Source organism: Coprococcus sp. AF102-57 (assembly GCF_027686195.1).
GTDB classification, from domain to species: Bacteria; Bacillota; Clostridia; order Lachnospirales; family Lachnospiraceae; genus Allocoprococcus; species Allocoprococcus comes.
Map to the genome: position 1 here is coordinate 97,410 of NZ_JAQCSY010000010.1, position 13,470 is coordinate 110,879.

14 protein-coding genes are annotated in these 13,470 nt (G+C 45.7%); all 14 read right to left on the reverse strand.

Going from position 1 to position 13,470, the window contains the following annotated elements:
• Nucleotides 1–9 precede the first annotated feature (9 nt).
• The 14 genes from metF to PGZ10_RS08585 all read right to left on the reverse strand — a co-directional run bounded on the left by metF (nucleotide 10) and on the right by PGZ10_RS08585 (nucleotide 13,414).
• Entirely contained in the window at nucleotides 10–876 is an 867-nt protein-coding gene (gene metF / locus PGZ10_RS08520; protein ID WP_117556533.1) for a methylenetetrahydrofolate reductase [NAD(P)H], read from the reverse strand.
• A 72-nt stretch (nucleotides 877–948) separates the two neighbouring features.
• Nucleotides 949–2,385, reverse strand: coding sequence for a glycogen synthase GlgA (gene glgA, locus PGZ10_RS08525; RefSeq protein WP_117556531.1), 1,437 nt, complete (start codon nucleotides 2,383–2,385; stop codon nucleotides 949–951).
• Between the two features lie 66 nt (nucleotides 2,386–2,451).
• Nucleotides 2,452–3,237 (reverse strand): sporulation transcription factor Spo0A, encoded by a 786-nt coding sequence (spo0A, locus tag PGZ10_RS08530; protein WP_022220247.1) that lies wholly within the window; start codon nucleotides 3,235–3,237, stop codon nucleotides 2,452–2,454.
• Between the two features lie 117 nt (nucleotides 3,238–3,354).
• Nucleotides 3,355–4,425: a SpoIVB peptidase gene (gene spoIVB / locus PGZ10_RS08535; RefSeq protein ID WP_117556529.1), complete on the reverse strand. Its 1,071-nt coding sequence runs from the start codon at nucleotides 4,423–4,425 to the stop codon at nucleotides 3,355–3,357.
• Nucleotides 4,426–4,505: 80 nt separating this feature from the next.
• Nucleotides 4,506–6,182 carry a DNA repair protein RecN gene (recN, locus tag PGZ10_RS08540; protein ID WP_270541137.1) on the reverse strand — a complete coding sequence of 559 codons (1,677 nt, stop codon included), beginning with the start codon at nucleotides 6,180–6,182 and terminating at the stop codon, nucleotides 4,506–4,508.
• Nucleotides 6,183–6,194: 12 nt separating this feature from the next.
• Nucleotides 6,195–6,647: an arginine repressor gene (gene argR / locus PGZ10_RS08545; RefSeq protein WP_008369259.1), complete on the reverse strand. Its 453-nt coding sequence runs from the start codon at nucleotides 6,645–6,647 to the stop codon at nucleotides 6,195–6,197.
• 3 nt (nucleotides 6,648–6,650) lie between these two features.
• A complete protein-coding gene (locus PGZ10_RS08550; RefSeq protein ID WP_270541138.1) occupies nucleotides 6,651–7,487 on the reverse strand; it encodes an NAD(+)/NADH kinase in 837 nt (278 codons plus the stop codon).
• Between the two features lie 6 nt (nucleotides 7,488–7,493).
• Nucleotides 7,494–8,327 (reverse strand): TlyA family RNA methyltransferase, encoded by an 834-nt coding sequence (locus PGZ10_RS08555; RefSeq protein ID WP_117556525.1) that lies wholly within the window; start codon nucleotides 8,325–8,327, stop codon nucleotides 7,494–7,496.
• A gap of 6 nt (nucleotides 8,328–8,333) precedes the next feature.
• The gene (gene dxs / locus PGZ10_RS08560) at nucleotides 8,334–10,214 is read right to left on the reverse strand and encodes a 1-deoxy-D-xylulose-5-phosphate synthase (protein WP_173825154.1); all 1,881 of its coding nucleotides are present in this window, start codon (nucleotides 10,212–10,214) and stop codon (nucleotides 8,334–8,336) included.
• Nucleotides 10,215–10,228: 14 nt separating this feature from the next.
• Nucleotides 10,229–11,119, reverse strand: a complete 891-nt coding sequence (locus tag PGZ10_RS08565; RefSeq protein ID WP_117556523.1) for a polyprenyl synthetase family protein — start codon at nucleotides 11,117–11,119, stop codon at nucleotides 10,229–10,231.
• Nucleotides 11,109–11,345, reverse strand: coding sequence for an exodeoxyribonuclease VII small subunit (gene xseB / locus PGZ10_RS08570; RefSeq protein ID WP_008369268.1), 237 nt, complete (start codon nucleotides 11,343–11,345; stop codon nucleotides 11,109–11,111). Before xseB ends, PGZ10_RS08565 begins: the two co-directional genes overlap by 11 nt.
• 4 nt (nucleotides 11,346–11,349) lie before the next feature.
• Nucleotides 11,350–12,612, reverse strand: coding sequence for an exodeoxyribonuclease VII large subunit (gene xseA, locus PGZ10_RS08575; RefSeq protein ID WP_270541139.1), 1,263 nt, complete (start codon nucleotides 12,610–12,612; stop codon nucleotides 11,350–11,352).
• A 12-nt stretch (nucleotides 12,613–12,624) separates the two neighbouring features.
• Nucleotides 12,625–13,017, reverse strand: coding sequence for a transcription antitermination factor NusB (nusB, locus tag PGZ10_RS08580; protein ID WP_008369272.1), 393 nt, complete (start codon nucleotides 13,015–13,017; stop codon nucleotides 12,625–12,627).
• A gap of 13 nt (nucleotides 13,018–13,030) precedes the next feature.
• Complete coding sequence (locus tag PGZ10_RS08585) at nucleotides 13,031–13,414, reverse strand: Asp23/Gls24 family envelope stress response protein (RefSeq protein WP_008369274.1); 384 nt, start codon at nucleotides 13,412–13,414, stop codon at nucleotides 13,031–13,033.
• Nucleotides 13,415–13,470: the final 56 nt, after the last annotated feature.

Sequence of the window (13,470 nt, forward strand, 5' to 3'; positions counted from 1 at the left end):
TATGTTCCTTTATTTTACGATTTCTGAAAGGTTCTGCATGATTGCAGCAGCTACTTCCGGTTTATTCATCGAATATACGTGGATATTGCGGACTCCATTTGCGATCAGGTCAATGATCTGGTCGGTCGCATATACAATTCCCGCCTGCTTCATCGCTGCCGGATCATCTCCAAAATAGTCTACGATCGCACGGAATCTCTGCGGAACAGCAGTTCCTGAAAGGGCACAGCTTCTTGCGAGCTGCTTTTTCGTTGTGATCGGCATGATTCCCGGAAGCACCGGTATCATGATTCCCTGTTCACGGATACGATACAGAAAATTATAGAAAATATCATTATTGAAAAACATCTGTGTGGTAATAAAATCCACTCCACAATCTACCTTTTCTTTGAGATAACGGATATCATCTTTCTTGTGTTCCATCTCTACATGTCCTTCCGGATAGCATGCAGCTCCGATGCAGAAGTCTCCCATTTTTTTGATGTCTTCGATCAGTTCACAGGCATGAGAATACTGTCCCGGAAGCGGGAACTGTCCATCCTGCGGGATATCTCCTCTGAGTGCAAGGATATTCTCAATCCCTTCTTTCTGAAGCTGTCCGATAACCTTATGTACCTCTTCCTTGGTTGAGGACACACAGGTCAGATGTGCAAGTGCCGGAATCTTCAGGTCATTCTTGATATGACTTGCAATCTTAACCGTATTCTTACTGGTTCCACCACCGGCTCCATAGGTAACACTGATAAATGACGGGGTAAGTTCTGCGATCCCATCCGTTGCTTTTAACACGGATTCAAAGCCCGCATCCGTCTTCGGTGGAAACACTTCAAAGGAAATATGTACTCCGTCTGCTTTAATTTTGTCTATAATCCTCATAATGAATGTTTCTCCTCTGTAAAATTTTCATTTCATGATACCATATTTTCCGGTAAATTACCAGAATGCATTTTACATATTTTCGTAAAGTTCTTCGTAAAGCTTGGCTGAATTCTTCCATGAGAAGTCTTTTTCCATACCACGCTCTACAATCTTGTTCCAGTCACGCTTCTTGTCATAGTAAATCTGTTCTGCATATCTTACAGTTGCAAGCATCTCATGCGCATTGTAATTGGTGAAGCTGAATCCGGTTCCGGTCTTCTCGTACTCATTGTAAGCTTCTACAGTATCTTTGAGTCCGCCTGTCTCTCTTACGATCGGCACCGTACCATATCTCAGACTCATCAGCTGGCTCAGTCCACATGGTTCAAATAATGACGGCATCAAGAATGCATCACAGGATGCATAGATCTTGTGAGACATCGGCTCTGAATAATAGATCTGTGCAGATACCTTATCCGGATACTTCCATGCGAAATGACGGAACATGTTCTCGTATCTCTCATCTCCGGTACCGAGTACGACGATCTGAACCGCATCCTGGCAAAGTTCATCCATCACACAGTCGATCAGGTCAAACCCCTTCTGGTCGGTCAGTCTGGATACGATACCGATCATCATACGGTGCGGATCTCTCTCCAGTCCGAGTTCTTCCTGCAGCGCCATTTTATTTTTCACTTTCTCCTTGCGGAAGTTTTCGACAGAGTAAGTTCTTGCAATGTTGGTATCTGTTGCCGGATTAAAATCACCGTAATCAATACCATTGACAATTCCTGACAGGCAGTTTGATCTTGCCTGCATCAGTCCTTCCAGCTTCTCCCCGTAAAACGGTGTCTTGATCTCTTCCGCGTAACTGCTACTTACCGTTGTCACACGGTCAGCGTAGACAATTCCGCCTTTCAGATAGTTGGCATCGTCATATGCTTCCAGCTTATCCGGTGAGAAATAGTATGCCGGAAGTCCGGTGATATCCATAACCGTCTTCTTATCCCAGATACCCTGGAATTTGAGGTTATGTATGGTGATCACAGTCTTGATTCCACGGAAAAACTCATTGTTATAGCGGAAATTATCCAGATAAATCGGAACAAGCCCGGTCTGCCAGTCATGACAGTGAATGATATCCGGTCTGAAATCCAGAAGTGGCAGTGCACTTAAGGCTGCTTTTGAAAAGAATGCAAACTTCTCAATATCGTATGCAATATCACCATATGGCTGCGAACCATTAAAATAATATTCATTGTCTATGAAATAAAAAGTGATTCCTTCGTACTGAAGTTCAAGAAGCCCTACATACTGCTGTCTCCAGTTCAGATCCATATAGAAATGAAGTCTGTAAGAAAGTTTATCTTTCCATTCGTCTTTCATGCACATATACTTTGGAAGCATAACACGTACATCGTATTTGTTCTTATCAAAATATTTTGGTAGTGATCCCACTACATCGGCTAATCCTCCTGTTTTGATAAACGGAACTGATTCAGATGACACAAATAATACTTTTTTCATTTAACACCCTCCTTACTCTCGCGGCTTATTTATAATTATACCGCAATTTCATCCGTTTGAAAAGAATTATCTGCGCTTTGATTTCAGTCTGATCGTGTCTGCGACCAGAGCAATAAATTCAGAATTGGTCGGTTTTCCTTTCCCGTTACTTACTGTGTAACCGAAAAGAGCTTCTAAGGTATCCAGCTTTCCCCTGCTCCATGCAACCTCGATCGCATGGCGGATCGCCCGTTCAACACGGCTCGATGTGGTCTGGTTCTTTTTCGCGACTGTCGGATACAGGATCTTTGTGATCGCATTTAAAACTTCCATATCGTCAACCGCCATCAGAATGGAATCCCTCAAATAATGATACCCTTTTATATGTGCCGGGATTCCGATTTCATGGAGCAGTTCTGTCACCTGTGTTTCCAGGTCCTCCTCAGAAGGTTCCGCATATACGGTATAATCTGTGTAAGGCGCTACACTCTTTTCCGCATGTCCGGAGCTTTTGATCCGCTGAAGGATTGTTTCATTGCGAAATGGTTTCAGGATGTAGTAGGCTGCTCCTTTTTCGAAGGCATCTTCCGTGATCCTCTCCTGTCCAATCGCAGTTACAATAATAAAATTCGGCTGTTTCTTTACTGTTTTATCTGCGCCTATCATTTCCATCACACTGATTCCATCCATTTTCGGCATAATTAGGTCAAGAAGTACAACGTCAGGCTGTTTATCTCTTATAATGTGATAAATATCTTCTCCGTTCCTGGCTTTTCCCACCAGTTTGAGATCTTTATCACTTTCTACAATTTCTCCTAGTAAATTCAACATTCTTTCGTTATCGTCAGCAATCGCTACATTCAGTTTTTCCATAAAGCCTTTCCCCTCCTTAAAGTGACAATTTGCACTGGAATGGAACCTATTATAACCTTCTGTATTCTGCGAATACAAGCAAATGGTGTCGCAGAAATCTGACAAGGTTCGCATATTTCAATCTTTTTTCAGATTTTCCAGCATGTTTTCGATAAATATTCCGTATCCTTTTGTCGCATCCTGTACGAAAACATGTGTTACTGCGCCTATAATCTTTCCATTCTGCATAATGGGGCTTCCACTCATTCCCTGCACAATCCCACCGGTCAGTTTAAGTAACCGTTTGTCAGTAACCTGAATTTCAATCCCCTTATTCACCTCCCTGGCATCCAGGTCAACTTTTGTGATTCTGACTGTATAATCTTCTGTCTTTCCGCTTACCGCACAGCGGATATACGCCTTTCCGACCTGAATTTCTTCCTTTGCCACAGCCGGATAAGCTTCTTTGCTGTCAAATATTCTCTCAATCCTGTCTAATTTCCCATAAATCCCTGTCTCTGTGTTTGTAGTAATCGAACCTAAAATATTGTAATGATTGTAGACAATGATCCCTTCCATCCCTCCGGGATTTCCGTTCTCACCTTTTTTAATATTCTGAATGCTGGTATCATATAATCTTCCCGTTGACATTTCGATCAGTTTGCCGGTATCTACATCATGTATTCCATGTCCCAACGCACCGTATTCACTATCTGCATTCAGAAAAGTGATTGTGCCGAGTCCCTGCGCGTTATCACGCACCCAGATTCCAAGTTTATATGCCCCGCCTTCATCTTTTGTCGGATGAAGTTGTACATCAATATACACTTTTTTTCGACGAATGTGTAAGACAACGGACTTATTCGATAATTTTTTAACCCGTTCGATAAGCTCAGATTTATTATAAATACTGTCAGAATCAACTCCGACAATATAATCTCCCTCCTTCACCAGATGCTTCGCCGGATTCACACCGATCCCATCTTTTCCCTTAATTTCCTGCGTCCCCAGCACCATCACGCCATCCGTCTCCATATAGATCCCAACCGGCATCCCTCCCGGAATCAGAAGGTTTCCCGAAAGTTCACTGACCGAAGCCTCCCTCTCCGCTTTCTCAGCCCGCCATTCCCTGTAGCAATAGCCGCCTCCTATAACCACGATTACCGCTAATAACACACTTAACATTTTCCGATAACTTCTAACCGACATTGCACACCCCTTTTTCCTCCCTAAAATTCCGCAAAAAATAAGGCAGGATTTTTTCTCCTGCCTCTAGTATGTGCTCAATCTTATTTTTTCAAACCGGATGCCAGAATTTTCATCTCCCGTGCGTTTTTCAGCACCGCATCCGTAATCTTTGCGCCTCCAAGGATCCTTCCCAGCTCCTGCACAGATTCTTCCCCGTCAAGCTGCCGGATCTTGGTCTTTGTCATCTGATCTTCCACCCGTTTTTCAATCAGGTAATGAGTATCTGCCATTGCAGCGATCTGTGCCAGATGCGTAATGCAGATCACCTGATGTTTCCTGCCGATCAGGCACATCTTCTCGGAAACCTTCTGTGCGGTACGACCGCTGATCCCCACATCGATCTCATCAAAGATCAGTGTCTCGATCTCATCTTTATCCGCCATGACTGCCTTGATCGCAAGCATGATGCGGGAAAGTTCACCGCCGGATGCCACAGTTGCAAGCGGTCTTGTCGGTTCACCCGGATTCATGGAGATCATAAATTCCACCTCATCCGTTCCTTCTACTGTGTACCCGGAGGTTTTTGAAAACCGAATTTCAAAGCAGACATCCAGGAAATTCAGATCCTGAAGTCCTTCTGCGATCTTTGCCTGCAAAAGCTTTGCCTCTTTTTTACGGATCTTCGACAGACCCTCGCATTCTTTTTGCAGACGTTCCTCTGATTTTTTCAGTTTTCCCTTTAATTCATTTAAATATTCATCATAATTTTTTAAAATCAGGAGGCGCTCCTCGTCATCCGCCTTATGCTGCAGGATTGCCTCTGCCGAATCTCCGTATTTGACCTTCAGATGATTGATCTGGTTCAGCCGGCTCTCCGTCTCATAGAACTGTTCCGGTTCAAAGGAAAGACTGTCCAGATAACAGCGAAGCTCGCGCCCGGAATCCCCGATCAGATTCTCCACTTCGACCAGCTGTTCATACAGTTCTCCCGATTTGTCATCATGTTCTGCCGCCACAGCCGCCGCACGTACTGCCCGTCCGATCGCTTCTGCCGCACTTATACCGCCTTCTCCTGCTGTATACAGATACGCCTCTTCCAGATTCTCTGCGATTCTTTTTCCCTGCATCATCCGCCGGTAATCTTCTTCTACCGACTGGCATTCTGCCGCAGTGATTCCTGCATTTTCAATCTCATCAATCTCAAATTCAAGAAAAGAAATCTCTTTGGCTCTCTCAGCCTCGTCTTTATCGGCTTCCTTAAGTTCTTTTTCCAGCCGACGGTATTCCCTGTATGAATCCGCCACTTTTTTCTTCCATTCTCCGGCTTCTTTTGCAAATGCATCCAGAATTGCCAGATGATTTTTTTTATATAACAGTGACTGATGCTCATGCTGCCCGTGAATATCGATCAGAACCTGGGCTGCTTCCTTTAGCCGCCCCAGTGTCACAGTCTCTCCATTGATCCGGCTCACACTTCGGTTTCCGTTAAACCGTCTGGTGATAATGATCTGCCCTCCGTCCGGCGAAAGATCCATCTCTTCCAGCTTCCGTACCGTTTCCGGATTTTCCACATAAAAGGTCAGTTCTACAAGTCCCTTATCGGCTCCCTTACGAAGCATATCTGCTGAATATCTTCCGCCCAGGGCAAGACTGACAGTCCCCAGGATAATTGATTTTCCGGCACCGGTTTCCCCTGTCAGGATATTAAGTCCACCAGAGAAATCCACTTCCGCCTCATCGATTAGCGCCAGATTTTTTACATGCAAATTTTGTAACATTCTTTCTCCTGTCTATTGTTCCAGTAGTTTCTTGATCTTTTCCATCAGTAGAATCGTATCATCCACGGTCCGCACAGCGCACATGATCGTATCATCCCCGGCAATACAGCCAACGATCTCATTCCAGTTCATCGCATCCAGTGCCGCAGCCACCGCCATCGCCATACCGGATACCGTTTTCAGTACCAGAATATTCTGAGCCATATCCATAGAGCTGAATCCATCCCTCAAAATGCGCACATATTTTTCAGTCATTCCGTTCTGTGCACTCTGGAGTACCGCATATTTCTGCCTGCCGTTTTCTGCCGGAACCTTGGTGAGCTTTAAGTCGCGGATGTCTCTGGATACCGTTGCCTGCGTCACTTTAAATCCCGCTTCATTCAGATACTCGGCAAGCTCATCCTGTGTCTCAATCTGATATTTGTTGATCAATTCTACAATTTTGGCATGTCGGTTTACTTTCATCTTCTAGTTTCCTTTCATCTTTTCACGTAATGTTTCCAGAAAGCTCACTTTGCTGAGTTTTATGATTTTTGCTGTCTCCCACGCCTTTTTGATCCGAATCCGGTCACCGGTATGAAGCGGGACTTCATCCGCACCATCATATGCAATCACTGCTTCCTCGATCTGATTTTCCCGTTTTGCACCAATCTCGATCACGATCTCATCTTTGTCCGAGAAAACGATACTGCGGGAATTGAGTGCATGCGAGCAGATCGGTGTCACAACGATCAATGACGCTGTCGGCTCCACGATCGGTCCTCCTGCAGACAGATTGTACGCAGTAGAACCCGTTGGTGTGGACACGATCAATCCGTCCGCATCATAGGAGTTCAGAAACTCTCCGTTAACATAGAGATTAAAATGAACAATCTTCATGCTGCCGGATCTCGTCATGACAATATCATTGAGTGCCACATCCCTTACATTGCGGTATGCAGCGGATCCATACAGCATCATCCTCTCTTCAATCGTATAATTGCCCTCTACGAGCTGTTTTACAGCCTCTTCTACATTCTGCACCTCTACCTCGGTCAGATAGCCAAGGGTGCCCATATTGATTCCAAGCATCGGAAGATCCCGCCCGAACAGACGTCTGGATGCCTGGATAAAGGTTCCATCTCCGCCTACCGTCAACACACAATCAATATCCTTTGGGATCTTGATCTTTGAAAAATTTCCTTCTTCCGGCTGCTCTTCCAGATAACATTTCTTCCCGTAGGATTCAATGCATTTTTTTATTTTCACGGTGATCTTCCGGTTTGCATCCTTCATATCATTCGTGATAATGTAAAACTTTTCCATGTCTTTTTATTTCTTCTCCTCAGCCGGATCCTTTTTCGCAAGTGTGTCAAAAGCAGCATCGACAGTCCCCCGAATGTCTACGCTCTCCACAATCCTTGCCTCTTCCTCCGGCCTTTTTTTCAGATGTACCAGATACTCGATATTCCCTTCCGGTCCTTTGATCGGTGAAAATTCAAGTGCTGCTACTTCAAAGCCGATCGATACTGCATAATCGGTTACTTTTTCGATGACCTCGATATGGGTACTCTTTTCCCTTACCACACCTTTTTTCCCAACCTTCTCACGTCCGGCTTCAAACTGTGGCTTGATCAACGCAACGATCTCTCCGTTCTCTTTCAGGTAATTGCGGATTGGGAGAAGTACCTTCGTCAGCGAAATAAAAGAAACATCAATTGATGAAAAATCAATCGGTTCTCCCAGATCTTCCGGCTGTACATAACGGATGTTGGTCTTTTCCATGCAGACCACTCTTTCATCCTGACGTAATTTCCAGTCCAGCTGACCATGTCCCACATCGATGGCAAACACCTTGACTGCTCCATTTTGCAGCATGCAGTCTGTAAATCCTCCTGTCGAAGATCCCACATCGGTACATACCTTTCCTTCCATGGATACATCAAAATTCTTCATCGCCTTTTCCAGCTTAAGTCCTCCTCGGCTGACATACGGAAGTGCATGTCCACGGACTTCGATCTGAACCTCTTCCGGAAAGGAAGTTCCCGCTTTGTCCTCTCTCTGTCCATCCACGAATACATTACCGGACATGATGATCGCTTTTGCCTTTTCTCTGGAGGATGCCAGATTTCTCTTTACAAGTAATACATCCAACCGTTCTTTCATTCTCTATCAATCCCTCCTGCTCTCTTCTGCTATATATGCAGTGATAATCCTGGCCACGCAGGATTCAATATCCAGCATCACCTCACTGCGAAGTAGGTCTACACTTCCGTGTTCGATATAGTCATCCGGCAGTGCCAGATTCAGAACCTCTGCGTCTGTCTCAAGACCTGCCAGATAAGCAGTCACAAATTCTCCGAATCCGCCTCTGCGGATATTCTCTTCCAGTGTCACGATCAGCCGGTGTTCCACCGTCAGTTTCCGGAGCATCTCCTCATCCACCGGCTTTACAAACCGGGCATTGATCAGGGTACAGTTATATCCAATCTCTTTCAAACGCTTCCGAACCTGAACTGCCTGCTCAAACATATGTCCGACACTGATGATCGCAATATCCTCTTCTTCATAGACCGGCTCACTCTTTCCATACTCAATCGGTGCTCTGTATTCACGGAATCCGTCAAATGCGCTGCCTCTTGGATAGCGCACTGCTGCCGGTGCTCCAAGTCTCACCGCAAACCGCACCATGTCCGCCAGTTCCCATTTATTTTTCGGAGAAAGGACGGTCATATTCGGAATCATTGACAGATAAGAAAGATCAAAGATCCCCTGATGGGTCTCCCCGTCGCTTCCCACAAGTCCTGCCCTGTCCACGGCAAATACGACCGGAAGCTTCTGCAGACAGACATCATGGATCATCTGGTCAAATCCTCTCTGTAAAAACGAAGAATATACAGCAAATACCGGATGCAGTCCTGCCGCAGCAAGTCCTGCCGCAAAGGTCACGCCATGTCCCTCTGCGATCCCCACATCAAAAAAGCGGTCCGGATAGTATCTGTGAAATGCTGCCAGGCCGGTACCGTCTTCCATTGCCGCCGTGATCGCTACCAGTCTGTCATCTTTTTTTGCCAGATCCAGCATAACCTTGGAAAACACATCTGTACAGGAATCCTTTCCACTTTTGGAAATCGGCTCTCCTGTCTGGATATCAAACGGACCTGTTCCATGGAAACGGGAAGGGTTTTCTTCTGCCGGGAGATACCCTTTCCCCTTTTTCGTCAGGACATGGACAAGCACCGGTCCTTTTACCCTTTTTGCCTCGGTAAACGCACGGCACAGCGCCTTCAGGTCATGCCCGTCCACCGGTCCTAAATACTTGATTCCCATATCTTCAAAGAACATTCCCGGAACCAAAAGCTGCTTGATGCTGCTCTTGGTGCGCTTAATATGCCGCACCATCTTTTCACCGCCAAACGGAATACTGCCAAGTACATTTTCCACGGTATCCTTCAGGTCGGTATAGGCCCGGGCAGTGCGCAGCTCTCCGAGATAACTGGACATTCCACCGACATTTTTGGAAATAGACATATGGTTATCGTTAAGCACGATGATGAAATTCGTTTTCATCTCCGCAGCATTATTCAGTGCTTCATATGCCATTCCTCCGGTCAGGGATCCGTCACCGATAACAGAGATCACGGAATAATCCTGCCCCAGGATATCCCTTCCTCTGGCATAGCCAAGTCCGGCCGAAATTGAAGTGGAGCTATGACCGGTATCAAAGGCATCACAGTCACTTTCTTTTCGTTTCGGGAAACCGCTCATCCCACCATATTTTCTCAGATCATCAAATCCTTCTTTCCTTCCGGTCAGAATTTTATGCGTATAAGACTGATGCCCTACATCCCAGATCATCTTATCCTCCGGAAGCTGAAAACTGAGATGCATTGCCATGGTAAGCTCTACCACACCCAGATTGGACGCAAGATGCCCTCCTGTCTTGCTGATCTTCTCAACAAGAAAGGTACGGATTTCTTCTGCAAGCCCTGCCAGTTCCTGTTCATTTAATTTTTTGATATCATTCGCTTCGTGAATCTGCTCCAGATACACTTCATCCACCCCGCTTATTTTTTCCTGTGTATCAGTTCCTGTATCAGCTGTGTCAGATACGTATTTTCTCTGTCCAACCCGGAAAGCAGCTCCAGTGCTTCCTGTGAAATAACTTCCACATCTCTGGTTGCTTTTTCCAGACCTTTTAATGTAACATAGGTTGTTTTTTCATTTTTTTCATCGCTGTGGACCGGTTTTCCAAGCTCTTCTGTAGTACTTGTCACATCCAGGATGTCATCCTGGATCTGGAAAGCAATCCCCACATCCGATGCGATCTTCTGCACTTTCTCAAGCTCTGCATCCTCTGCACCTGCAAGAAGTGCCCCGATCATCATCGAACTTTCGATCAGCGCTCCGGTTTTTAGTTCATAGATAAAGTTCAGCATGCCTTCATCAAGTCCCACACCACAGGAAGCCACATCCACGACCTGACCGCCTATCATCCCGTAAATACCGGCTTTTTCTGCAAGGATTTTTAAAGCTTTTCCAATCAGAAGACTCTTTTCAGGTGCGATTTCAAATGCCTTTACCGCCGTCTCAAACGCATAGTTCAGAAGTGCATCCCCGGCAAGAATTCCCATTGCTTCCCCGTATACAATATGCGTTGTCTTTCTTCCTCTACGGTACTCGTCATTGTCCATTGCCGGCAGATCATCGTGCACCAGGGAATAAGTATGGATCATCTCCATTGCTGCCATAAACGGCTCGATTTCTTTTCCTTCTCCTCCGAAAAGGCGGTATGTCTCCTGCATCAGCATTGGGCGGAGTCTCTTTCCGCCTGCCATCACACTGTACTCCATCGCCTCCATGATCTGGCTCTGGTAACCTTCTGCTTTCGGCAGATATTTTACAAGAAGCTTTTCAATCACTTCTGTTCTTTCTTTCATTTCTTCTTTAAAAGTCATGTATTTCTCCATTCTCTTCCAGCACCTGCACTTTTTTCTCTACTGTATCAATCTTCTCATTACAAAGCTTCAGCATTTCCATTCCCTTCTGATACAGTCCGAAGGACTCTTCCAGCGAAGTATCTCCCGATTCCAGCTCTTTTGCCACCTGATCCAGCTTTGCAAAAAGCTCTTCCAGAGATTCTTCCGGCATTTCTTCTGCAATCTCGTTTTTCTTATCTGCCATTTTCCTACTCCTTCTTGGTATCTGTTACCTGTGCCTCGATCTGCCCGTCTGTCACATAAATCCGAAGCCAGTCTCCTTTTTTTACATCCGCTACTTTCTTTACGGTCCCTTCCGATCCCTGTACATAGGAAAAGCCCTGGTTCAGCTTGGCAAGCGGAGAAAGTCCCTTCATCCGTTCGATCCGGATTGCAAGCTGCTGACGGTTTTCCCGCAGATTCCGCTCCATCAGAAGCGGCAGCATCTCCTGCACTTTCCGGGTCCTCTCCTGTTCCTGTTCCAACCGCTGATGCATGGCTTTTGGGATCTGCTCCTCATAGTCTGCAAGCTGCTGGCGCATGGACTTAAGTTTCCCTGACGGACTTAAGTAACGGAATTTTTCTGCATACCGCGCTGTATGAAGTGATGCAATCTCCAGCTTTCTCCTCATACTTCGGTGCATCCTTTCCCGTTCTGTCCGGATCGTTTCCAGAAGTTCCCGGTAATTACAGATTGCAAGCTCTGCCGCAGCAGAAGGCGTCGGTGCACGAAGATCCGCTACATAATCTATGATCGTCGTGTCCGTCTCATGTCCTACTGCCGAAATAACCGGTACACTGCATTCAAAAACTGCGCGCGCTACATTTTCCTCGTTAAATGCCCACAGATCTTCAATAGATCCCCCGCCTCTGCCAACGATCATCACATCAACCTTTGCTTCCTCCAGTGCACGGATTCCCCGTACCACACTTTCAGACGCGCCATCCCCCTGTACCAGTGCCGGATACAGAAGAATCTGCACATATGGATTTCTCCGCCTGGTAATGTTGATAATATCGCGCACTGCCGCTCCGGTTGGTGCCGTTACAACACCAACTGTCCGCACATATTTTGGAATCGGCTTTTTATATTCCGGCGCAAACATTCCCATTTCTTCCAGCTCTTTTTTGAGCTTTATAAATTTTTCATAGAGAAGTCCCGCACCATCCAGTACGATCTCCTTTGCATAAACCTGATATCTGCCATCTCTTTCATAGACGCTGACGCTTCCAAGCACGATTACCTGCTGCCCTTCCTGCATACGAAAAGAAAGCCCGCTGCGCTGCCCGGCAAACATAACACAGGCAATCGTTCCGGACTCATCTTTCAGTGAAAAGTACAGATGTCCTGAAGTATGGTACTTACAGTTTGACACTTCCCCTTTGATATAAATTCGATTCAACATAAAGTCTTGCGTAAACATATTCTTAATGTACGCATTGACCTGTTTTACAGTATATACATTTCGCATGATTTCTGATTCTTATGCAAGCTTTCCGAGTACACCGTTGACAAATGCCGGTCCCTCATCTCCTGAAAAATTCTTTGCCAGCTCAACTGCTTCATTGATCGCTACTTTGACCGGCACTTCGTCATCCCACTTCATCTCATATACGGCAAGACGAAGAACAGAAAGATCCACTTTATTCATACGTCCGGTTTTCCAACCGGTTGTATGTTCATTGATCATCGCATCGATTTCTTCTTCGTGTGCTGCGATATCTTTGACCTTTTTGCGCATATATCCGCGTTCTTCCTCACTTGCTTCTTCTACCTGTTCCAGATACAGTTCGATCTGTTCGTCTGCATCAGCCGCATCAAATCCGATGCTGAAGAGCATTTTAAATATATGTTCTCTGACTTTACTTCTTCGCATGTTCTCTCTCCAATTATTCTTCTTCCGGCATGTCCACACCTGCAACACGGATGTTTACGTCTGCAACGGTAAGACCTGTCATATTCTCGATTGCTGCCTTTACTTTTTCCTGTACCTTTAAAGTAGTATCTTTGATACTGCTACCATATTTGAGGTTCAGGGCAAGGGATACGGTAACGATACCTTCCAGCACGTCTACCTTTACTCCTTTGGAAAGGCTCTTCATTCCAAGCTTTGCGATCAGTTCTCTGGTTGCATTTCCTGCCATGGAAGATACCCCCTCTACCTCCATTGCTGCAAGTCCTGCGATAATTGCAACTACTTCATCAGCAATCTGTACTTCTCCGAGGTTCTCATCTGATTCTATCTTATAGGTATTTCTCTCTTCTTTACTCATTATAAGTCCTCCTGTCTGCGGTTCTTCCGCTCCTCGCGCTCATCTCGGAACCTTTC